General features: G+C 65.0%; 20 protein-coding genes. 9 read left to right on the forward strand and 11 right to left on the reverse strand.

Annotation, left to right across the window (positions count from 1 at the left end):
* Window positions 1-8: 8 nt before the first annotated feature.
* Entirely contained in the window at window positions 9-1,463 is a 1,455-nt protein-coding gene (glgA, locus tag XH93_RS12605; protein WP_194473740.1) for a glycogen synthase GlgA, read from the reverse strand.
* Complete coding sequence (gene glgC, locus XH93_RS12610; RefSeq protein WP_139860656.1) at window positions 1,460-2,722, reverse strand: glucose-1-phosphate adenylyltransferase; 1,263 nt, start codon at window positions 2,720-2,722, stop codon at window positions 1,460-1,462. Before glgC ends, glgA begins: the two co-directional genes overlap by 4 nt.
* Before the next feature lie 245 nt (window positions 2,723-2,967).
* Between glgC and XH93_RS12615 the strand changes: the two genes are divergently transcribed.
* The gene (locus tag XH93_RS12615) at window positions 2,968-4,200 is read left to right on the forward strand and encodes a rhodanese-like domain-containing protein (RefSeq protein WP_194473741.1); all 1,233 of its coding nucleotides are present in this window, start codon (window positions 2,968-2,970) and stop codon (window positions 4,198-4,200) included.
* Between the two features lie 149 nt (window positions 4,201-4,349).
* On the opposite strand, the gene XH93_RS12620 is transcribed toward XH93_RS12615, so the two are convergent.
* Window positions 4,350-5,597: a serine hydrolase domain-containing protein gene (locus tag XH93_RS12620; RefSeq protein ID WP_371814988.1), complete on the reverse strand. Its 1,248-nt coding sequence runs from the start codon at window positions 5,595-5,597 to the stop codon at window positions 4,350-4,352.
* A gap of 152 nt (window positions 5,598-5,749) precedes the next feature.
* Window positions 5,750-7,126, reverse strand: a complete 1,377-nt coding sequence (locus XH93_RS12625; RefSeq protein WP_194473743.1) for a PLP-dependent aminotransferase family protein — start codon at window positions 7,124-7,126, stop codon at window positions 5,750-5,752.
* Between the two features lie 81 nt (window positions 7,127-7,207).
* Here XH93_RS12625 and XH93_RS12630 point away from each other — a divergent pair, with 81 nt between their 5' ends.
* The gene (locus XH93_RS12630; RefSeq protein WP_246799604.1) at window positions 7,208-7,621 is read left to right on the forward strand and encodes a DUF983 domain-containing protein; all 414 of its coding nucleotides are present in this window, start codon (window positions 7,208-7,210) and stop codon (window positions 7,619-7,621) included.
* A 110-nt stretch (window positions 7,622-7,731) separates the two neighbouring features.
* On the opposite strand, the gene XH93_RS12635 is transcribed toward XH93_RS12630, so the two are convergent.
* From XH93_RS12635 to XH93_RS12660, 6 genes are all read right to left on the reverse strand, one after another.
* Window positions 7,732-8,979 carry a multidrug effflux MFS transporter gene (locus tag XH93_RS12635; RefSeq protein ID WP_194473745.1) on the reverse strand — a complete coding sequence of 416 codons (1,248 nt, stop codon included), beginning with the start codon at window positions 8,977-8,979 and terminating at the stop codon, window positions 7,732-7,734.
* Between the two features lie 158 nt (window positions 8,980-9,137).
* Window positions 9,138-10,088 (reverse strand): YiiG family protein, encoded by a 951-nt coding sequence (locus XH93_RS12640; protein ID WP_194473746.1) that lies wholly within the window; start codon window positions 10,086-10,088, stop codon window positions 9,138-9,140.
* Window positions 10,089-10,191: 103 nt separating this feature from the next.
* The gene (locus XH93_RS12645; RefSeq protein ID WP_194473747.1) at window positions 10,192-10,827 is read right to left on the reverse strand and encodes an aspartate/glutamate racemase family protein; all 636 of its coding nucleotides are present in this window, start codon (window positions 10,825-10,827) and stop codon (window positions 10,192-10,194) included.
* A gap of 195 nt (window positions 10,828-11,022) precedes the next feature.
* Window positions 11,023-12,033 carry an amino acid ABC transporter substrate-binding protein gene (locus XH93_RS12650; protein WP_194473748.1) on the reverse strand — a complete coding sequence of 337 codons (1,011 nt, stop codon included), beginning with the start codon at window positions 12,031-12,033 and terminating at the stop codon, window positions 11,023-11,025.
* 86 nt (window positions 12,034-12,119) lie between these two features.
* Window positions 12,120-13,475 carry an aspartate aminotransferase family protein gene (locus XH93_RS12655; protein ID WP_194473749.1) on the reverse strand — a complete coding sequence of 452 codons (1,356 nt, stop codon included), beginning with the start codon at window positions 13,473-13,475 and terminating at the stop codon, window positions 12,120-12,122.
* 5 nt (window positions 13,476-13,480) lie between these two features.
* Window positions 13,481-14,356, reverse strand: a complete 876-nt coding sequence (locus XH93_RS12660) for a MurR/RpiR family transcriptional regulator (protein ID WP_194473750.1) — start codon at window positions 14,354-14,356, stop codon at window positions 13,481-13,483.
* 154 nt (window positions 14,357-14,510) lie between these two features.
* On the opposite strand from XH93_RS12660, the gene XH93_RS12665 reads away from it, so the two are divergent.
* The 3 genes from XH93_RS12665 to XH93_RS12675 all read left to right on the forward strand — a co-directional run bounded on the left by XH93_RS12665 (window position 14,511) and on the right by XH93_RS12675 (window position 18,027).
* Complete coding sequence (locus tag XH93_RS12665) at window positions 14,511-15,698, forward strand: amino acid ABC transporter permease (RefSeq protein WP_194473751.1); 1,188 nt, start codon at window positions 14,511-14,513, stop codon at window positions 15,696-15,698.
* A gap of 1 nt (window position 15,699) precedes the next feature.
* Window positions 15,700-16,821, forward strand: a complete 1,122-nt coding sequence (locus XH93_RS12670) for an amino acid ABC transporter permease (protein ID WP_139487365.1) — start codon at window positions 15,700-15,702, stop codon at window positions 16,819-16,821.
* Between the two features lie 222 nt (window positions 16,822-17,043).
* Entirely contained in the window at window positions 17,044-18,027 is a 984-nt protein-coding gene (locus XH93_RS12675) for a methyltransferase (protein WP_194473752.1), read from the forward strand.
* 81 nt (window positions 18,028-18,108) lie between these two features.
* Here XH93_RS12675 and XH93_RS12680 read toward each other — a convergent pair whose 3' ends face one another.
* Entirely contained in the window at window positions 18,109-18,252 is a 144-nt protein-coding gene (locus XH93_RS12680; protein WP_194473753.1) for a hypothetical protein, read from the reverse strand.
* Between XH93_RS12680 and XH93_RS12685 the strand changes: the two genes are divergently transcribed.
* The 4 genes from XH93_RS12685 (at window position 18,251) to XH93_RS12700 (ending at window position 22,504) form a co-directional block, all read left to right on the forward strand.
* Window positions 18,251-19,300 (forward strand): lytic transglycosylase domain-containing protein, encoded by a 1,050-nt coding sequence (locus XH93_RS12685; protein ID WP_194473754.1) that lies wholly within the window; start codon window positions 18,251-18,253, stop codon window positions 19,298-19,300. The two genes, XH93_RS12680 and XH93_RS12685, sit on opposite strands and share 2 nt — an antisense overlap.
* Window positions 19,301-19,441: 141 nt before the next feature.
* A complete protein-coding gene (locus tag XH93_RS12690; RefSeq protein WP_194473755.1) occupies window positions 19,442-20,437 on the forward strand; it encodes an acyltransferase in 996 nt (331 codons plus the stop codon).
* Window positions 20,438-20,956: 519 nt separating this feature from the next.
* Entirely contained in the window at window positions 20,957-22,231 is a 1,275-nt protein-coding gene (gene ltrA, locus XH93_RS12695) for a group II intron reverse transcriptase/maturase (protein WP_194473304.1), read from the forward strand.
* A gap of 33 nt (window positions 22,232-22,264) precedes the next feature.
* Entirely contained in the window at window positions 22,265-22,504 is a 240-nt protein-coding gene (locus XH93_RS12700) for a hypothetical protein (protein ID WP_194473756.1), read from the forward strand.
* The last annotated feature ends 32 nt before the right edge of the window (window positions 22,505-22,536 follow it).

Raw genomic sequence — 22,536 nt, forward strand, 5'->3', positions numbered from 1 at the left:
GCGTTGGCCTAGTGCCGCGCAGCGACGAGCTCGCGGTACAGCGCGGCGTAGCGCGCGGCGCGATCGTGCCAGGACACGTCGGTGGCCATGCCGGCCTGCTGCAGCCGGCGCCAGGTCACCTGGTCGTTGAACAACAGGTTGGCCTTGCGCAAGGCGTGGGCGAGCGCATCTGCGGTAACAGGCGCGAACTTGACGCCGGTCGCGGCCGCGCCGCTGACCACGGCTTCGTCGAAATCGAGCACGGTGTCGGCAAGTCCGCCGACATTGGCGACGACGGGGACCGCGCCATAGCGCAGCGCGCAGAGCTGGGTGAGGCCGCAGGGCTCGAACCGCGACGGCACCGCAAGCGCATCCGAGCCGGCTTGAATCAAGTGCGCCAGCGCCTCGTCGTAACCGATCACGACGCCGATCCGCCCCGGATTGGCCTGCGCCAGCGCGGCGAAGCGATCCTGCAGGTCGCGGTCGCCGCTGCCGAGCAGCGCGAGCTGGATGCCTTCGCCGAGCAATGTCGGAATGGTCTCGAGCAGCAGATCGAGGCCCTTCTGCCACGACAGCCGGCTGATCACGCCGAGCAGCATCGCATCCGGCGCCTGATCGAGACCGAAGCGCAGTTGCAGCGCCGCCTTGTTCTGCGCGCGCCCGCCCGGCAGCTCCGCGCTGAAATGCGCGGCAATATTTCGATCGGTGGCCGGATCCCACACGTCGACGTCGATGCCGTTGAGGATGCCGCTCAGCACATCGGAGCGCTCGCGCAACAGGCCGCCGAACCCCATGCCGCCTTCGTCGGTCTGGATCTCCCGCGCATAGGTCGGCGACACCGTAGTGATGCGGTCGGCGAATTGCAGGCCGGCCTTCAACAGGCTGATGGTGCCGTAATATTCGACGCCGTGCAGCGCGTAGGACTCGCCCGGCAGGCCGAAGGTCGCGAGCATGTCGGGCGAGAATTGCCCCTGATAGGCGAGGTTGTGCACCGTCATCACGGTGCCGGGTCGCGGGCTTCCGCCGTAGTGCAGGTAGGCGGGAACGAGGCCGGCCTGCCAGTCATGCGCATGCACGATGTCGGCGACGAAGGAGACGATCGCGCCCTGGCCGATCTCGGCCGCCATCCGCGACAGCGCCGCAAAGCGGATGCCGTTGTCGGGCCAGTCGCGGCCGTCGGGGCCGACATAGGGGTTGCCGGGACGCGCATACAGATGCGGCGCATCGAGCACCAGCAGATCGAGGCCGTCATGCGCGGCCGCCAGCACACGGATCGGCCCGCCGTAAAATTCCGGCCAGTTCAGCACCGTCTCGGCGGAGCGCAGCGCCTTGAGCACGTCGGGATATCCCGGCACCAGCGTCCGCGTCGCGACGCCGTGCTGCTGCAACGCCGCCGGCAGCGCGCCGACCACGTCGGCAAGCCCGCCGGTCTTGACGATCGGGTAGACCTCGGAGGCGACCGCGAGGACGCGCAGTAGCGTCATGTCGCGAGCCTGTCGAGCATCGACTGCGTGATCAGCGTGATGCCCTGTTCGGTGGTGCGGAAGCGCTTGCCGTCGAACTCCGGATCCTCGCCGACCACGAGGCCTTCCGGAATCCGCACCCCGCGGTCGATCACGACGTTCCGCAATCGCGCGCCGCGGCCGACATTGACATACGGCATGATCACGGCGTTCTCGATGCTGGCGTAGGAATTGACGTGCACGCCGGTGAACAGCAGCGAGCGGCGCAGCGCCGCGCCGGAGATGATGCAGCCGCCGGAGACCAGCGAGGTCACCGCCTGGCCGCGCCGCCCGTCCTCGTCATGGACGAATTTGGCCGGCGGGGTGATCTCGGCATAGGTCCAGATCGGCCATGACCGATCGTAGAGATCGAGCTCCGGCACCACATCGGTGAGATCGATATTGGCGCCCCAATAAGCGTCGACGGTGCCGGCATCGCGCCAATAGGCGCGGGGATCGTCGCCGGAGCGGACGCAGGAATCGTTGAACTGGTGCGCGATCGCCCGGCCGTGCTTGACGATGTAGGGAATGATGTCCTTGCCGAAATCGTGCGCCGAGTTCTGGTCGGCGGCATCGCGGCGCAGCTCGTCGAACAGGAAGTCCGAGTTGAAGACATAGATGCCCATGCTGGCGAGCGACTTGTCCGGCTTGCCGGGCATCGGCGGCGGATCGGCCGGCTTCTCCAGGAACGACTTGATCAGGCCGGTCTCGTCGATATGCATGATGCCGAAGCCTGAGGATTCCGCCCGCGGCATTTCGAGGCAGCCGACCGTGACGTCGGCGCCGCTCTCGACATGCTGCTTCAGCATGATCTCGTAGTCCATCTTGTAGACATGGTCGCCGGCCAGCACCAGGATGTACTTGGTGCCGTGCGCCTCGATGATGTCGATGTTCTGGTAGACCGCATCCGCCGTGCCGACATACCACATTGTCTCGGAGACGCGCTGGCTCGCGGGCAGGATGTCAAAGCTCTCGTTTCGTTCGGGGCGGAAGAAGTTCCAGCCGCCCTGCAGATGCCGGATCAGGCTGTGCGCCTTGTACTGCGTCGCCACCGCGATGCGGCGGATGCCGGAGTTGACTGCGTTGGACAGCGCGAAATCGATGATGCGCGACTTTCCGCCGAAATATACCGCCGGCTTGGCGCGCTTGTCGGTGAGCTCCTGTAGTCTGCTGCCGCGTCCGCCGGCCAGCACGAAAGCGAGAGCGTGACGCGACAATGGTTCATTTCCGACGGTTATCATGGTGATCCTCCCGGGACTTTCGGCACGGCCCCGCTACCTTCTCTTGTCCGGAAGGCCTGATCGGGCGTCACGAGGCCGCCCGCGAGCGTAGCAAGCGGCCCCGATTGAGCAAAGCGGCATCGGCGGTTTTCGTTCCCGGGATTTCGGCCGCCGAGGGTCGGGGTTGCGCCTTGGTTAAAGCTATTGACGACGCGTCATTTCCGCCTACAGCAAGCCGGTCCGTCCCTGCTTCAGGCCCGCCTTCCATGACGCTTCCGCTCCTAACGCCCCAGGACATCCGCTCGGCGCTGCTGCTCCGGCATGAGATCGCGCTGCTCGATGTCAGGCATGAGGCCGAGTTCGCCACCGGTCACCCGCTGTTTGCCGCCAACATGGCCTTCGACCGGATTGCGCTCGAGGCCGCGATCCGGCTGCCGCGCAAAAATGTGCCGATCGTGCTCTATGATGACGGCGAGGGGCTGGTAGGGGCCGCGGCCGATCAATTGCGCGCGCTCGGCTATAGCGATATCGCCGCGCTCGACGGCGGCCTGCAGGCCTGGCGCGCGGCCGGTTACGAAATCTTCCAGGACGTCAATTCCTACGCCAAGGCGTTCGGCGAACTGGTCGAGGCGCGGCGGCACACGCCGTCGCTGAGCGCCGACGAGGTCGCAAAACTGATCGCCGACAAGGCCGACATCGCGATCCTCGACGTCCGCCGCTTCGACGAATACGCCACCATGAACATCCCGGGCTCGGTCAGCGTGCCGGGCGCGGAGCTGGTGCTGCGGGCGGGCCAGGCTGCGCCCGATCCGGCCACCACCATCATCGTCAACTGCGCCGGCCGCACCCGCTCGATCATCGGCACGCAGTCGCTGATCAATGCCGGCCTGCCCAACAAGGTGCGGGCGCTGCGCAACGGCACCATCGGCTGGACGCTCGCCAAACACGATCTCGAGCACGGGGCGGACCGGCGCGGCGGCATCGGACCGTTCGACGGTGCCGCCGGCAACGCGCGCGACGTCGCCTATCGCGCCGGCGTCCGCCGCATCGGTGCGAGCGAACTCACCGCGCTGGAGCGCGAGACGCAGCGCACGCTGTATCGCTTCGACGTCCGGGATGCCGACGAATATGCGGCGGGCCATCTCGCCGGCTTTCGCCACTATGCCGGCGGGCAACTGGTGCAGGAGATCGACATGGCCGCGCCGGTGCGCGGCGCGCGCATCGTGCTGACCGACGACAAGGGAATCCGCGCCGACATGACGGCGTCCTGGCTTGCGCAAATGGGCTGGGAGGTCACCGTGCTCGACGGCGGCTATGAGGGCGTGCTCGATATCGGCCCGCCGGCCGTGCTACCGAAGCCCGATGCTGCGCACCGCTACCGCCGTCCCTATGAAGGCACCGACGTGCAGGAGCAGGCGATGCAGGCCTATCTCGATTGGGAATACGGCCTCGTCGAGCAGCTTCGCCGCGACGGCACGCACGGGTTTTACGTGATTTGAAACGCAGTAAGGACAGGAGCTTTGGGCTGTGGACTATCCCCGTCATTGCGAGCGGAGCGAAGCAATCCATTTCACCGCATATGCGGAACGATGGATTGCTTCGTCGCTGGCGCTCCTCGCAATGACGGAAAACGGCTACGAAGTACCGTTCAGTCCGGCGCGAACGCGTCGTAGACCAGCTTCTTGAACACCGGCAAGATGCGCTGGCGCTCGTTCTGGGTCTGCTCCAGCATGATGTAGACCATGTCGAGCGTTGGATCGACGCCGAAATAGGTGCCGCTGCCGCTGTCCCATTTCAACTCGCCGATCAAGCCTGGCGGCGGCGGCTTTGCGTTGCCGGGATCGGTGCGCATGGCGATGCCGTAGCCATAGCCAAAACCGTCGCCGGGAAAGTACCAGTAGTCGCGGCCGACACCGGAGCCGGGGCCGATATGGTCCGTCGTCATGTCCTTGAAGGCGGCGGGGCTGATGTACCTGATACCGTCGAGCTCGCCGCCGTTCAGCAGCATCTGTGCAAAGCGCGCGTAGTCCGTCACGGTCGACACCAGCCCGCCGCCGCCGGATTGCCATTCCGGATGCGCGCGCCGGTCGCGCTCGGCGGCGACCAAGATCTTGTCCGACGGCAGCGGCTCCGCCATCCGCGCGCGTTCGTCGGCGGAATCGAGCACGAATTTGGTATCCTTCAGCTTCATCGGATCGAAGATCCGCTCCTTCTCGAACTCATAGAGCGTCTTGCCGGTGATGACCTCGATCACGCGGCCGAGCACGTCGGTGGAATGGCCGTAGCGCCACAGCGTGCCGGGCTGCCGCGACAGCGGCAGTTTGGCCAGCCGCGCGACGAATTCCTTGTTGTCGAAGGTGCCGTCGAACAGGTGGCCGGAATGGTACAGCCGCTGGATCCAGTCGGCGCCGATATATTCGTAGGTGATGCCCGACGTGTGCCGCATGATGTCCTGGATCGTGATCGGGCGGTCCGGCATCTCCAGCTTGAGGTCGCTGAGCTGGTTATCATTGGGCGGCTCGATGCCGACCTTCACATCGGCGAAGGCCGGAATGTACTTTGACAGCAGATCCTGCGGCGACAGTTTGCCCTCGTCGATCAGCATCATCGCCGCGACGCTGGTGATCGGCTTGGTCATCGAATGCAGCGCAAAGATCGTGTCCACCGTCATCGGCGTCCTGGTCGTTACGTCGCGATAGCCGAAGGTTTTCAGGTAGACCGGCTTGCCGTGCTGCTGGATCAGGATGACGGCGCCGGGCAACCGGCCGCTGTTGACCTCGTCGTTGAACAGCGCGGTGATGCGCTCGAGCTTCTCCGGCGACGGGGCAGCGATGTCGGCGGCGCGCGCGGCACCGATTGTGACGGATGCAAGACAGGCGAGTGCAAGACGCGGCACTGCGCGGAGCGTTCGTGCGGCAACGTCGATTGCCCGATGGTATCTGCGTGACATTTGAAAGTGCCGCCCTGCCTGATGTCCTCAACGCCGGATTATTAGCGCGGGCATCGCGTGCAACCTAGTCAATTTCCTGCGGCATTATTCCCGCGAACCTACACAATCTGTCGCGTCCCGGCCGGGGCCTTCACCGCGTGCGACAGCACCTGCAGCGCCTGGCTCAATTCGGCGCGGTTGCGCGCGGCGCCGAGCGAGATGCGCAGCCCGCGCGGCGCGGCCTCGCTCACGGCAAATGCGTCCTCGCCGACCACCGCGAGGCCGTTGCGCATCAGATGCGACAGCAGGTCAGTGCCGCCGAAATGGCTGGGCAGCGGCATCCAGAGGTGATGGCTGGCCGGCCGTGCCGCGTAGCTGACGCCCTTGAGGAAGCGCGCCGCGAGCTGCTGGCGGGCCGCGGCCTCGTTGCGGATGGCGCGGATGATCTCGGCGGCGACGCCGGAGCGCAGCCATTGCGTGACGAGTGCGACCATCAGCGACGGCGGCATCTGCAGCGTCGCCTGCATGCCGGCGCGCATGCGCTGCTCGGCGCTTGCATCGGGCGCCACCAGATAGGCGACGCGCAGCGCCGGGGCGATGCATTTTGCGATGCTGGCGGCGTAATAGGTGCGCTCCGGGATCAGGGACGCGATCGGCGCCAGCTGCGGTTCGAGCGGGCCGTAGACGTCGTCCTCGATCAGAACGCAGCCGCGCTTCCTGATGACCTCGGCGACCGCCTTGCGCCGTGCCTCGCTCATCGTCGCCGTGGTCGGATTGTGCTGGGTCGGCACCAGATAGACCGCCTTCGGCTTGTGCTTGCGGCAGGCGTCGTCGAGCGCGTCGGGCAGCGCGCCCTCGGCGTCCATCGCAACGCCGACCAGGCGGATGTCGCGCCGCGCCGCCGCGGCCTTGGTGCCGGGAAAGGTCAGCGCTTCCGTCACCACGACGTCGCCGGGCGACGTCAGCGCGAGCAGGGCATTGAAGATGATCGCCTGCGAGCCCGGATAGATCACGATGCGGTCGGCTGACGCCTGCGGCAGCCGCGGCTGCAGCCACGCGGCGGCGGCCTCGCGCTCCTCGGTGGTGCCGCCGGGTCGCGCATAGCCGAGATAGGCGGAGAAGCCGGCCTCGGCGCGGATGGTGGCGAGCCCCTGCGCGATGCGCAGATCGAGATTGGCCTCGACCGGCTGCGGCGGCAGGTTCATCGACAGGTCGATGTTGACGGGCGCAGGCAGGTCGGAGGCGGCGCGCGCCGTGGTCTCCGAGACGAAGGTGCCTTGCCCGACCCGGGCATCGAGCAGGCCGCGCCGCCGCGCCTCGCCGTAAGCGCGCGTCACCGTGGTGAGATCGATGTCGAGCGCGGTGGCGAGCGCGCGATGGGTCGGCAGCCGCTGGCCGCGCACCAGCCGGCCGCTGGCGATATCGGCGGCCAGCGCATCGACGATGCGCAGGAACATCGGGCCCTGCCATTCCGAAACTGTAGGGATCCAGTCCATGCAATCTGGCGCTTTGTCTTTGATTGTAGGTCTCACGAAGCATATTGTATGGATCATCAGATCAGGTCAAGGATGACGGCCATGAATGAAGCGGTTTCCCTCCCCAAGGCGATGTGGCGCGGCTTTACGATGAAGTGCCCGAATTGCGGGCGCGGCCATCTGTTCGGCCGATTCCTCAAGGTGGTCGATCACTGCGAGGTCTGTCACGAGGACTACACCCCGCAGCGCGCCGACGATTTTCCGGCCTATCTCGTCATCGTGGTGGTCGGCCACATCGTGGTGCCGGCGCTGCTCTGGCTGGAGATGAACTACGCGCCGCCGGCCTGGTTGCAGCTCGCAATCTGGCTGCCGGTGACGCTGTTCGGCGCGCTCGGGCTATTGCAGCCGACCAAGGGCGCGATCGTCGGGTTGCAGTGGCAGCTCGGCATGGAGGGGTTTGCGGCGACGCGGCGGCAGGCGGCCCCGGTGCGCGTCGGGCGGACGCGGCAAGCCTGAAGCGAGCTCACACCTGTAGCCCGGATGCAGCGAAGCGCAATCCGGGGGCTGGTCTATCCGTTGTGAAAGCGGCCCCGGATTTCGCTACGCTGCATCCGGGCTACGGAAAATCAAATCGGATGGTGATGCGGCCGGAACATGCGGCCTTTTTCCGTGACCAGCACGACCGCGAGTGAGGCCAAGGTGCACAGGAAGAAGCCGGTCGCGAATGGTAGCAGCGTGCCGTCATAGTCCTGGCCGATCGTGGTGCCGATGCCGATCCCGAGCAGCGTGGTGATGGTGCCGTAGAGCGAGGATGCGGTGCCGGCGATCTTGCCCTGCGGCTCCATCGCGAGCGCGGTGAAATTCGCCATCATCAGCCCGAACGCGAACATCATCAGCAGCGACAGCGTCATGAACAGCGGCAGTGACAGCATATCGAGCTTGACGGCGAGCAGCAGTGCGCCTGCGACCACCGCAAAGCCTGATATCGCAGCGTGCGAGATCACGCGCATGCCGATGCGGCCGACGATGCGGGAATTGAGGAAGCCGGCGATGGCGACGCCGATCGCGCAGGCCGCAAACGCCACCGGGAAATAGTGCCCGAGCTTGAAGATCTCGGTGAACACCTGCTGCGACGAGAACACGAAGGCGAACAGCGAGCCGGTCACGCCGCCGGCGGCGAGCGCATAGCCGAGCGTCTGGCGGTTGGTGAGGGTCTGGCGGAACGCGGAGAGCACCTCGGGGATCGCCAGCGACTTGCGCAGTTCCTTCGGCAGCGTCTCCGGCATCCGCAGCGCGCTCCAGGCCAGCGCAATCACGCCATAGAGCATCAGCACGACGAAGATGCCGCGCCAATGCGTCACCAGCATTACCGCCTGGCCGAATGACGGCGCGATCACCGGGACCGCGATGAACACCATCATGGCGAGCGACATCACGCTCGCCATCCGCCGTCCGGCGTAGCAGTCGCGCACGATTGAGGTCGCGATCACCCGGGTCGCCGCGGTGCCGAGCCCCTGCAGCGCGCGCGCCAGCAGCAGCGTCTCGAACGAGGGCGCCATCACCGCGAGCAGGCCGGCGATGGTGTAGACGGTCATGCCGCCGAGCAGCACCGGGCGGCGGCCGAAGCGGTCCGAGAGCGGGCCCATCACGAACTGGCCGACGCCGAACCCGACCAGGAAGATCGACAGCACCATCTGCGGCCGGTTGGCCTCAGCGATCGCAAACGCCGAGCGGATGTTCGGCAGCGCCGGCAGCATCATGTCCATCGCCAGCGGGTTCAGCGCCATGATGGATGCGATAACGACGACGAATTCGGGAAAGCCCATCGGGCGGTGGCCTGAGGAAACCCAGGCATCGGCATTGATTTCGGACACTTATGACCTCTTGGAAGCCGCCAAATCTAGCCGCTTCGCTGCGGTGCACAACGCCCGTTTCGGGATGGGTGGTGGTCGGTGAGGGATGGGCTGGGCAGGCGGCGTTTCGGGTCGCGCACAGCATCGCCTTCAATTTGGGCACCGCGCTGCCAGCGTCGTCAGATCCGGGCGCCGCGGTTGTAGCCGTCGACGAGCTGATTGTAATCGCGCATCAGACGGGCCGGCGATCCCTCCACCATCCACCCGGCGCCGGCGTTGCTCATGATCATCTTCTCACCCGAGCTGTAAGGCACCTTGTCGCGAACGCGGCGCATCAGCTGTTTCGCGGTGGTGAGGAACGATTTGGCGCTGCCGATGAACATCGAGCCGAGCTTGGCGTCGCCGTCCTTGCCGGACGCCTCCTCCGCCGCTTTCACCGTAGCCTCGTAGTCGTTGAGCGCCCGGGTGATCACATCGAGGTCGGGCTTATCGGCCTGCTGCGCGCGGAGCAGGCGCTTGGCCTGGATCATCAGAGCCTCGACATAGTAGTGCGACTTGCGGCCCTCGCTCGCCTCGATCGCGGCGAGCCGCTCGGCGGCGCGCTTGTCGTTGATGACATCGACCCCGCCGCGCAGCGCTTTGTCGGCATTGGCAAAGGCATCCCATGCCGCGACCAGACGCGGATGCAGAGCCTTGCCCTTGGCCATTTTGTCGTCCTTGTAGTTCTCCTGGCTGTAGTAGTCGTCCGCCTCCTTCAACAGCGGCTCGAGCGCGGTGACCGCCGTGACATAGGCATTCGCGGCCGCTTCGAGCTCGGCATCATGCGGCTCCATGGCGTTGGCGGCTGCGACGTCCTTGTTGCAGTCGGCCGTGTCGTAGATCGTGTAAGTGCCGTAGATGATCCGCTCCTTGCCGGTGGGGCCGTTCTTGCCGACCCAGGAGAAGTAGCGCTCGCGCGATTCGAACGAGCGTGCCGAAAGCCGGTTGATGCAGCCGACATAGGCATTGAGCTTTTGCGTCAGTTGCGCGGAAGCGGCGTTCGCCGATGACGCAGGCTGGTCCTGCTGGGCGGCAGCCGGACCGAGCGCGAGAACGAAGGTTGCAATCGCAAGGAAAGCCGTACGTCGCATCGGGAGTTTGCCCTCATGTCAGCCGGGATCCCGCTTAGCACAGTATCGATCGGCTTGGATGACGGCTATGAGTCAAAAGCGGTCGACGCCGACAAGGTCCGGCCTAATCAGCCCCGAGCATTGCCTTCAATTTCATCACCGCGCTGTCGGGTGTCGTCAGCACCGGCCTGCCGGTGACCTCCGCGACGCGGTCGGCGGCGGGCGCCATGCTGTACTGCGCGAGCGCGATCAAGTCGCAGTCGGCGAGGTCTTTCGATGCCTCAACCACTAGGCGGTCGTGTTCGGCGCGGTCGCCGCGGTCGAGCGCGGCCAACGCGCCCTCGGCGAGCTTTGGCATCAGCGTCACAGACGCGGGAAATTCCGGCGGCATCGAGACCAGCGTCGGCGGGAAGGTCGAGAGCAGGCCAATCGTTTTTCCTTGCGCGACCGCCTGCTCGATCATCGCCTCGTTCGGCTTCAACACCGGCATCGGCGCGTGCGCGCGCGCCACCGCCTCGATGCAGGGACCGAATGCCGAGCAGGTGAACAGAATGCCGTCGGCGCCGGTATCCGCTGCATAACGGCCCATGGTGAGAAAGCGCTTGGTCATCCGCTCGGTGAGCTTGCCGTCGCGCGCGAGGTCGGCGGAGAGCGAATCGTCGAGCAGGTTCATCAGCCGGGCCTCCGGCCATAGGCGTGCAAACGACGCCTCGATCGGCACGATCGAATGCTTCAGGGCATGGATGAGGGTGATGCGCATGGTCGGTTTTCTTCTCCCTCTCCCCGTTCTTCACGGGGAGAGGGCGGGGGTGAGGGGCTCTATCGGCACAACAGGTGAGAGAGAATTCGCGGAGACTCCCCCTCACCCGGATTGCATCTCGCGATGCAATCCGACCTCTCCCCGCATCCGCCTTCGCCAAGGCTTCGGCGGACAGGGGCGGGGAGAGGTGACTTCCTACTTGAACGGGATGGCGTACATCAGGCCGCCCTTGCTCCAGGTGGCGTTGAGGCCGCGTTCGAGTTTCAGCGGGCTGGCCTTGCCGACATTGCGCTCAAAGATCTCGCCGTAATTGCCGCCGGCCTTGATCGCCGCGACCAGCCATTTGTTATCGAGTCCGAGCCGCGAGCCGAGATCGCCGGAGGCGCCGAGCAGGCGCTGAACCGCCGGCACCTGCGACTTTGCCATCTCGTCCGCATTAGCCTGCGTCACGCCGAGCTCCTCAGCTTCGACCAGTCCGTAATGCAGCCAGGTGATGATGTCGCTCCAGGCCTCGTCGCCGTTGCGGGTGAACGGGCCGAGCGGCTCCTTGCTGATGGTCTGCGGCAGCACGACGTAGTCCTCGGCCTTCGGTGCGGCGGTGGCGACCGCGCCGGCGAGCGCCGAGGCGTCCTGGGTCATGGCATCGCAGCGGCCGCCGAAGAAGGTCTGGTACATGGTGTCGACGCGGTCGAACACCAGCGGCTTCCAGTCGATGCCGTTGGCGCGGCCGTAATCGCCGAGCGTCACCTCATGCGTGGTGCCCTGGGCGACGCAGACGGTGGCGCCCTTGAGGTCCTTCAGCTCCTTCACGCCGAGGTCCTTCTTCACCACAAAACCCTGGCCGTCGTAGAAATTGACCGGACCCTGCCGCAGCCCGAGCGTGGTGCCGCGCAAAAAAGTCTGCGTCGAGTTGCGGTAGAGCACGTCGATCTCGCCGGACTGCAGCGCGGTAAAACGGTTCTGCGCGGTCAGCGCGACGTAGCGCACCTTTGTGGGATCGCCGAGCACGCCGGCAGCGAGCGCGCGGCAATAGTCGACGTCGAGGCCCTTAAAGTTGCCCTGCGAGTCCGGCGCCGAGAAGCCGGCAAAGCCGGTCGAGACGCCGCACACCAGCGTGCCGCGCTGTTTGACGGTGTCGAGTGTCGCCGCGCTTGCGCCCGTGATGCTTGCGGCGAGAACGGTTGCAGTAATCAATCCCCTGTACATTGTACTCCTCCTCCATTTCATTTTGAGCATGATCCTGCCGGAAAACCGGAACCCGCTTTGCGCTAACGCGGCCCTCCGGGTCCGGATCAGGCTCCGTGACCGATATCCTTCAACGCGCTGTCTACCGCAGCGCCTAGTCTTTCGACGATCATGTCGATGTCGCCGGAAGTTGCGATGTAGGGCGGGGCGAGCAGCACGTGGTCGCCGTGCTTGCCGTCGGCGGTGCCGCCCGCCGGATAGCAGCCGAGCCCGCCGGCGAACGCGGCTGCCTTGATCCGCTGATGCAGCTTCAGCTTGGGATCGAACGACTGCCGCGTGCCGCGGTCGGCGACCAGCTCGATCGCCCAGAACAGGCCGCGGCCCCTGATGTCGCCGACATGGCGGTGATTGCCGAAGCGCTCGGTGAGCCGCTGCTCGAGCAGCTTGCCGCGCTCCTTGACCTGGTCGAGCAGCTTTTCCTCGGCGATGATCTTCTGCACCTCGAGCGCGGCGGCGCAGGCGAGCGGATGCGCCAGATACGTATGGCCGTGCTGGAACGCGCCGGAGCCGCTCCGCACGGTCTCGACGATGGTGCCGCTCGCCAGCATCGCGCCGATCGGCTGGTAGCCGCCGCCGAGCCCCTTGGCGATCGCCTGGATGTCGGGCGCGATGCCTTCCTGCTCCCACGCATGCAGCGTGCCGGTGCGGCCCATGCCGCACATCACCTCGTCGAGGATGAGGAGGGCGCCGTGCTTGTTGCAGATCTCGCGCACCGCCTTGAAGTAGCCCTCCGGCGCCGGCACGCAGCCGGCGGTGGCGCCGACCACGGGCTCAGCGATGAAGGCGGCGACGGTGTCGGGGCCGAGCCGCTGGAATTCGGCTTCGAGCTCCGCGGCGAGGCGGCCGACGAACGCCGACTCCGATTCGTCGTCGCGCTTCTCGTGATAGGCGAAGGCCGGCGTGACGTGCGAGAACGACGGCGACAGCAGCGGCGCATAGGGCTCGCGGCGCCAGGCGTTGCCGCCGGCCGACAGCGCGCCCAGCGTATTGCCGTGATAGCTCTGCTTGCGGGCGATGAAACGCGCGCGCTGCGGCTCGCCGCGCTCGATGTGGTATTGCCGCGCCAGCTTGATCGAGGCCTCGACCGCTTCCGAGCCGCCGCTGACGAAATAGACCGACGCGAGGCCGCCGGGCTCATGGCCGACCAGCCGCTCGGCGAGCTCTTCCGCCGGCTCGGACGAGAAGAAGGCGGTGTGGGCATAGGCCAGAGTCGAGGCCTGCTTGGCGATTGCGGCGAGCACGCGCGGATGCTGATGGCCGAGGCAGGACACCGCAGCGCCGCCGGAGGAATCCAGCACGCGGCGGCCGTCCTCGGCAATCAGCCAGACGCCGTCGCCGCCAATTGCCTTTGGCGGGGTCTCGCGCAGGCTGCGATGCATCACGCGGCTCTTGGTGGCGGCCATGACAGTCATCCTTTCTCGACAAAATATTGCGACATCTCGGCAAGCCGGCCTTCGGTCTCCTCCAGCTTGCGCTTGGCGCCCGCGCCGCCCAGCGTGAAGCTGACGGCGGCCAGCGACTGCGCGACCGCGATCGCGCCGGTGAGGCTCGGGAAGAAGCCGGGCGAGGCGGCGGCCTCGAACAGCAGCAGGTGATCACAGCCTTCGGCCATCGGCGCTGCGATCGTGTCGGCGATCGCGATCAGCGTGGCGCGCGCATCGTGCGCGGCGCGCGCGGTCTCGACGCTGACCGTGGTGTAGGGCGCAAAGCCGATCACGATGACCGCGTCGTCAGCGCGGAAGGCGCCGTGGTCGAGATCGAACGGGCCGGAGCCGCCGACCAGTTGCACCGCGTCCGGGCGGAACAGGCGGAGCTGATAGGTGAGCAGTTCCGCGACGCTACGGCAGCTGCGAAAGCCCGCGATCCAGATCCGGTTCGCCGTGTGCAGTGCACGCGCCGCCTCGGCGATCGCGCTCGCAGAGATCCGCGCCAGGCCTGCGGCTTCCGCCTCCAGCTTGTCGTGCACCAGTTTGACGTCGGCATTCGGCCCGGCGCGGCGGCTTTTGGCGCGGCCGGAGAACGGCGAGGTTTGTGCCGGCCGGCGCGCCTCGGTCAGCGCGGCGCGCAATTCATCCCAGCCGGAATAGCCGAGCGCCTTGGCGAGGCGGGTGAAGGAGGCGGGATCGGCGCCGGCAACCGCGGCAAGGTCGCGCATCGAGCGCGTGGTGGCGTCGTAATCATTGGCTGCGACAAAACGGCCGACTTCCTGCAAGCGCAGCGGCAGCGACGGCAGTGCGCTGCACAATTCGCTGAGGGGCGATGGTTTCGGCTGAGCCTGGGCCATGAAACATATGTTGCATGAATCTGAATTTGGTGCAACATATGAAGTGCGCAGGTTTGAGTTTGACGCGTTTTCTTCACGCGAACCGGTACCCACTTCGCTCGAAAACGCTCTTGCGCATGGCAGAAGATCGCTTCGTTCAAAGGATCCTTGTGCTGTGACGACATCGACGCCGAAACGCCCTCCCTCCCGATCCTGGCGGCTCTCGCTGGACGATCCGCGCGTCGCCGGCCTGTTCTGGCAAATCCTGGTGGTCGGCATCGCGATCGCGATCGTCGCCTGGCTGTGGTCGAACGCGGTGCATAATCTCTCGGTGCGGCGGATCTCGACCGGCTTTGCCTTTCTCGGCCGCGAAGCCGGCATGCCGATATCGGACTCGTGGATCGACTACACGCCGAAGAACACCTATCTGCGCGCCTTCATCGTCGGCCTCGTCAACACGCTGCGCGTCGCCGTGATCGGCATCGTGCTGGCGACCGTAATCGGCACGCTGGTCGGCATCGCGCGGCTGTCGACCAACTGGCTGCTGTCGCGGCTTGCCGCCGTTTATGTCGAGGTGCTGCGCGACCTGCCGCTCTTGCTGCAGCTCTTGTTCTGGTACGTGCTGATGCAGGGCCTGCCCGCCGCGCGGCAGGCCTGGAAGCCGGTCGAAGGCGTGTTCCTGTCCAACCGCGGGCTGATCCTGCCGTCGGTGCCGTTGCACGAGGCCAATCTGTGGACGCTGCTCGCGCTGATCGTTGGCCTGGTCATCTTCTTCATTGTCCGCCGCCGCCTGATCGCGCAGCAGATGCTGGACGGCAGAGCGCGGCCGGCCTGGCCTTACGTGCTCGGCCTCGTGGTCGCACTGCCGGTGCTGGTGTCGGTGCTGCTGGGCGCGAGCTGGGGCATCACGCTGCCGGAGCTGCGCGGCTTCAACTTCGTCGGCGGGCTGACGGTCGCGCCGGAATATTTTGCGCTGCTGATCGCGCTCGTCACATACACCTCCGCCTTTATCGCCGAGATCGTGCGCAGCGGCATCCAGGCGGTGCCGCGCGGGCAGTGGGATGCCGCCAAGGCGCTCGGGCTGAAGAAGAGTTTTGCCCTGCAGCACATCGTGCTGCCGCAGGCGCTGCGCGTCATCATCCCGCCGATGACCAGCCAGTACCTCAATTTGACCAAGAATTCCTCGCTGGCGGTCGCGGTCGGCTACCAGGACATCGTCTCGATCGCCAACACCACGCTGAACCAGACCGGGCAGGCGATCGAATCGATCGCGCTGATCATGATGGTGTTCCTCACCGTCAGCCTCGGCATCAGCCTGTTCATGAACTGGTACAATGCGCGCATCGCGCTGGTGGAGCGCTGAGATGAGCTCGCTCGCCCACGTCCCACAGGATCCGCTGCCGATTGGCCGGCCGCGCGTGCAGCGCACGCTCGGCGGCCAGATCGCCGTCTGGCTGCGCACCAATTTGTTTCCGTCCATCACCTCGACCATCGTCACGCTGCTGCTGGTCGCCGTGCTCGGCAAGGCCTGCATCGCGCTGTGGCAATGGGGCATCGCCAACGCGATCTGGATCGTCTCCGGCAACGACACCAGCGCCTGCCGCGCGCTGCGCGGGCTCGGCGCCTGCTGGGCGGTGATCCCGGAAAAATACCGCTTCATCCTGTTCGGCACCTATCCGTTCAACGAGCAGTGGCGGCCGGCGCTGGTGGTCGTGATCTTCATCGCGCTGTTCGTAGTCTCGAGCCGACGCAGTTTCTGGCGCAAGGAGCTGTTCCTGCTCTGGGCCGCGGCGCTGGTCGTGATCGGCTGCCTGATGTGGGGCGGCTTCCTCGGCATGTCCTACGTCTCGCAGGACCGCTGGGGCGGCCTGCCGGTGACGCTGATCCTGGCGACGTTCGGCCTCGCCTTCGGCTTCCCGCTCGGCATTCTGGTGGCGCTCGGCCGCCGCTCAAAGCTGCCGGCGATCCGCTCGCTCTGCGTGCTCTACGTCGAACTGATCCGCGGCGTGCCGCTGATCAGCCTGCTGTTCATGGCGAGCGTGATGTTCCCGCTGTTCATGCCCGACGGCGTCAACATCGACAAGCTGCTGCGCGCGCAGATCGCCTTCATCCTCTACGCCGGCGCCTACCTCGCCGAAGTGGTGCGCGGCGGCCTGCAGGCGGTGCCGCGCGGACAGTCCGAGGCCGCGGATGCGCTCGGCCTGTCCTATTGGAAGAAGAACCTCCTGATCGTGCTGCCGCAGGCGATCCGCCACGTCATCCCGCCGCTGGTCAACACCTTCATCGCCTTCTTCAAGGATACCAGTCTGGTGCTGATCATCGGCATCTTCGATTTGCTGACCACGGCGAAGACCGCGATCATCGATCCGGCCTGGCAGTCCTTCAGCGTCGAGGTTTATGTCTTCGTCGGCGTGATCTATTTTGCCTTCTGCTTCGCGATGTCGCGCTACAGCCGCAGCCTCGAGGCGCAGCGCACGCAGAATTAGAGCATGATCCGGCAAGGTGCGAAGCGGTTTTCCGAAAAGATCATGCTCAGAAAGAGATAGGCGAAGCCGGCGATCCGGCAACATGTACCGAGCCGAATGTGACACCGGTCACGCGTTGCCGTTATTTTGAAATGACGCTGTAGCACGACTCCGCAATGATCCCGCGTCCCAAGTGAAACCCAATTGGAGGGTCAACGCGTGAACGCAACACCTGAACATATCATGCAAGTCGGGTTCGGCTTCTGGGCATCCAAGACGCTGCTGAGCGCGGTCGAACTCGGCGTGTTCAGCACCTTGGCCAATGCACCCGCCGACCTGCCGACGCTGCAGGGAAAGCTCGGGCTGCATCCGCGAGCCGCCCGCGACTTCCTCGACACGCTGGTGGCCCTGAAGCTTCTGGAGCGCGACGGCGGCGTCTATCGCAATACCGCGGAGACCGATCTGTTTCTCGATCGCGCCAATCCGTCCTATATCGGCGGACTGCTGGAGATGGCGAATGCCCGTCTCTACGGTTTCTGGGGTTCGCTCACCGAAGCGCTGCGTACCGGCGAGTTGCAGAACGAGGGCAAGGGCGGCGGCGAAAACCTCTTTGCGGCGCTGTATGCCGATCCGGAACGGCTGCGGGGATTTCTGCGCGCGATGAGTGGCGTCAGCGCGGGCGCGGCCCAGGCCATCGCCGCCGGCTTCCCGTGGAAGGACTACACGACCTTCATGGATCTTGGTTCGGCGCAAGGCATGGTGCCCGCCACGCTTGCCGCCGCCCATCCCCACCTCACCGGCATCGGCTTCGACCTTCCGCCAGTCAAGCCGGTGTTCGAGGAATTCATCGCGCAGCGCGGGGTGCAGGACCGGGTCCGCTTTCAGGCTGGCAACTTCTTCGAGGATCCGCTGCCGAACGTCGACGTCATCGTGATGGGGCACATCCTCCATGATTGGGACCTTGCCGAGAAAAAGGCGCTGCTCAGCAGGGTCTTCGATGCGCTTCCGAAAGGCGGCGTGGTCATCGCCTATGACGCCATCATCGATGACGATCGCCGCAACAACGCCTTCGGTCTGTTGATGAGCTTGAACATGCTGATCGAAACCTCGGGCGGGTTCGACTATACCGGGGCGGATTGTCAGGGCTGGATGCGCGAAGCCGGATTTGCGAAAACGCGGGTCGAACCGCTGGTCGGCCCGGATTCGATGGTGATCGGGTTCAAGTAGCTCGCCGGGCGCGCAGCGGTCGATTGCGCAAGCGCTGCGCGCGCGAGGCTTTCGGCGGCGGCAGCGCCGCCGAAGGCCTGATCAAGCCAGAACCTTCGTAGAACGGCCCGCCGATCCCTGCCGGGTGGGTCGCCGCGCCTTGCCGTTCTCCAGATTTTCCGCCCGTCCGGCGGCGTCGATGATATCCTTGACCGGCACGTCCACTATTTTGACGATCCGTTTCATGCAGTCGATTGTCGAACCGCGGCGGGTTCATCGATCTATTCCACGAGCGGCGATCGGCTCGGTCTGCCTGCTGCTGTTCGTCGGCGTGGCGCGCGCCGAACCTGTCGACAATGTCGAGGTGGGGCCAACCGCGCAACGCGCGGAGCCGGCGCAGGCGGCACCTTCGCGTCCGAATCCGAACGTCGGAGAAAACAACAATGAGGCCGATCGGCCCGCGCAGGACCGTCAATCCTCATCCGCTCCATCGGCGGCACAAGCAGCACCAAAGCTCGACGGGCCGCAGCAATACTGCAAGGTGCTGGAGGAGACTGCGCTCAAGAACGGCCTGCCGCCGGATTTCTTCGTCCGGCTGATCTGGCAGGAAAGCAATTTCGATCCCAATTCCGTCAGCTCTGCCGGTGCGCAGGGCGTCGCTCAGTTCATGCCCGGCACGGCGCGATGGCGCGGTCTGGCCGATCCGTTCGAGCCATTGCCTGCGATCCAGGAATCGGCGCGCTGGCTCCGCGAACTGCGCGAGCAGTTCGGCAACCTCGGTCTTGCCGCGGCGGCCTACAATGGTGGCCCGCGGCGGGTTCAGGATTGGCTGGCGGGACGTGGCAACCTGCCGGGCGAAACCCGCGCCTATGTCAGGATCATCACCGGCAAGTCCGCCGAGGAATGGGCGCAGGGGTCGCCGGAGGATCGCGTCCATAGCGACGCCGCCCTGGCCTGCAGCGACATCGTGCGCGGCATGCTCATCAGGGCGCTTCCCGCGGGACCAAGAGAGACCGTGACATCCATCCAGCAAGCGGCGTGGGGACCCTGGGGTCTTCAACTGGCGGGTGGACCGTCGCAATCCAGGGTGCTCGCCGATTACCAGCAGCTTCAGAAACGGTTCGCGTCGGTGCTCGGCGATCGCGCCCCTCTTGTGCTGCGAACCAACCGGGCCGGACCCGGCTCGGCGTCCTGGTATCTGGTCCGGGTCGCCGAGACGACCCGCGAGCGCGCCAACCAGCTCTGCGCGCGGCTCGAGAAAATCGGCGGCAGCTGCCTCGTGTTTCGCAACTAGACGGCGCCGGCCGCGGGCGAAAATACCTTTTCAATCTCGCGTTCGCTGGCCTGCAACTTGCTGACCTCGCTGTCGGATAGCCCGTTTGGGTCAAGGCAGCAGTCGAGGTGTTTCATGCGGGGGCAGTTCAGGGTTAACGGAGTGGCTCGATTTGAGGCGCTTGATGCACTGCGGGGCGTTTGCGCGCTGCTCGTCGTGCTCTTCCACATTCCGATTTACCATGCGCTCAAGGGGACGCAGCCGTTCGCAAACCTGCAATTCTGCGTCGACATGTTCTTTGCGCTGTCCGGCTTCGTGCTCTGCCATGCCTATGGTGAACGCCTCACGCAGGGCGCCGACGGCGTTCGCTTCGCCATTACCCGGTTCGCGCGGCTGTGGCCGCTGCACGTGGCCGTGCTGGTGCTGCTGGCCGGGATCGAAATCGTCAAGCTGGTGTTCGTGCGTGGCGGCGGCTCGTTTGCCCTGGATTCCGTGCCGTTCGGCGAGGGGCGCACGCCATGGGAAGCGCTCACCAACATCCTGTTCCTGCAGTCGTTCAATCTGCATCCCGGGCTGACCTGGAACGGCCCGGCCTGGAGCGCCGCGCTCGAGTTCTACGTCTCGCTGCTGTTTGCGGCCATCGTCATCGTGTTTCCGCGTCGGCGGCGGCCGATCTTTCTCGGGCTCTGCCTCGCCGCAGGTGCGATGCTGTACGCGCTGTCGCCGACCACGTTGTTCGTGTCGAGCGACTGGGGCATCCTGCGCGCAATGTTCAGCTTCTTCGCGGGCTGCCTGGTCTACGACCTGCGGGCGCAATCGAACGGCAAGCTCGAAACGCCGCATCCGCTGGAGGTGTTTAGCGTCCTGCTCCTGGTGCTGTTTCTGCTGACCACCCCGAAGGGCAGTTTTCAATATGCGTTTCCGCTGCTCGCGGCGATCGTGATTTACGTCTTCTCGTTCGACCAGGGGTTCTTGTCGGCGCTGATGCGCTCGACGCCGCTACAAAAGCTCGGCCTGTGGTCGTATTCGATCTACATGATCCATACCTTCCTGTTCCAGCTGATGCGGATGGTCGGCTCCTATCTGAGCCACAAGCTGCATCTCGACATGATGATCTGGTACGGTGTGCTGCAGAGCATGAAGGAGGTGAATAACTGAATTTAATGCGTACAGCTTTATGAGAGATGGAGGACGGCCCTCCTGCATCGGCGTTCCAGGCGCAGATGCAAAACCACGACACTGTGGCTTCGCTTAAAAGGCGCGGTCATCAGCAAGTGTTGCAAAAGTCCCGGGTTTACGGGGCAGGTGAGTATCCAGAAGGCGAGCGAAAGCGAATCTTCCGATGACGCGTCGAAAATTATTCAGACGTCGCCAAAATCAGGGGCGCGTGCCATCCCTGAGATCAATCCGCGAGGCGCTTGGATTACTGCGCGGATGGCGACCGGCGTTTAGGGGACGCGATCTGGATACAGGCTCTTGTAGAGAACTGCAGGAACCAGTCGTTGTGATGCCAAGGGAGAAGTTCAAGCGGCGCACACCGCGAGACGAGAGTACCGAAGCACAACACTGGGGCGGATCGGCTCGTAGTAGTGATGAAGGTGCTGTAATGGTGCTGGAGCGAAGGGGTCGAAACAAGTGGGTTGCGCCCGCATGCAACTGTGATGAGCAGGAGGACATATGAGTGTAACCGGACGCAAGCAGTACGATATCGACAAGCAGACAGTGATGAAGGCCTACCGATTGGTCAAAGCCAATGCGGGCTCGGCTGGAGTGGATAAGGTGTCGCTCGAAGCATTTGAGAAGGACTTGAAGGGCAACCTTTACAAGATCTGGAATCGAATGTCTTCCGGCAGCTACTTTCCACATGCCGTTCGGGCCGTCCCCATTCCCAAGAAGAACGGCGGACAACGCATTCTAGGCGTGCCGACAGTAGCAGATCGCGTGGCGCAGACGGTCGTCAAGCTAAAGATTGAACAAGCACTCGAGGAAATCTTCCTTCCCGATTCCTACGGCTACCGGCCTGGAAAATCCGCGCTGGACGCCGTTGGCGTCACCCGGCAACGGTGCTGGAAGATGGACTGGGTGCTGGAGTTCGACATCAAAGGCTTGTTCGACAATATCAGCCATGAACTGCTTATGAAGGCCGTCAGGAAGCATGTGCAAGACGAATGGGCTCTGCTCTACATCGAACGCTGGCTAACAGCGCCGATGCAAGGCAAAGACGGAGCGACCACCGCTCGCGACCGGGGCACACCCCAAGGCGGCGTGATCAGTCCCGTCCTTGCCAATTTGTTCTTGCATTATGCGTTCGATACATGGATGGCGCGGAACTTCCCGCGGTCACCGTGGTGTCGATACGCGGACGACGGGCTCGTACATTGCCGAACCAAGGGTGAAGCGGAAGCTATCAAGGCGGCGCTGCAAGCAAGGTTCGAGGAGTGCGAACTCGAAATGCATCCCGACAAGACCAAGATCGTCTATTGCAAAGACAGCAATCGCCGGGGGAGCCATGACAGTCAGTCATTCGACTTTCTGGGCTTTACCTTTCGACCGCGCAGGGCAAGAAACCATCAGAAGAATAAGAACTTCTGCACGTTCTCGCCAGCGGCCAGCAGGGTAGCGATGAAGTCTATGCGTACGACGATCCGGCAACTCCGGCTCAGGCTTCGCTCGCAGACGGAAGTCGACGCAATCGCTTTGGAACTGAACCCCGTCCTTCGTGGATGGATGCAGTACTACGGCAGATATGGGCGGTCAGAAATGCACGACCTGTATCGATACGTCGACGAATCTCTTAACCGCTGGGCGCGACGCAAGTACAAAGGGCTGAAGAATGGAAAGGTCAGAGCCTCCACCTGGCTCAGGTTGATCCGCTGCCGTAGGCCGAAGCTGTTCGCTCATTGGGCGAGGTTGAGTTCTGCTTCGTTACTTGTTGAGAGCCGTATGACGTGAGAGCGTCACGTACGGTTCGGAGAGCGGCTCCGGGTGCAACTCCCGGGGCCGACTCACCAGGACGACAAGCTGCTGCGGCTCGGCTCGCCCGGCGTGGCGCTGGTGCTGGCGTTGATCCTCTCGGTCGTCCTGGTGGTGCCGCTCGCCGCCTTGACCTACTATTGGATCGAGCGACCCGCGATGGATCTCGGCCGCCGCTTGACCGGATCGCGCGGCAGGGCAGTGGCCGCGACCGCCTTGCGCGCAAGCGAGCCCAGCGCGGCATCGATCTAGGCCGTACTCTGCTAGCACCGTCATCCTGAGGT

The organism is Bradyrhizobium sp. CCBAU 51753 (genome assembly GCF_015291565.1).
Lineage (GTDB): Bacteria > Pseudomonadota > Alphaproteobacteria > Rhizobiales > Xanthobacteraceae > Bradyrhizobium > Bradyrhizobium ivorense.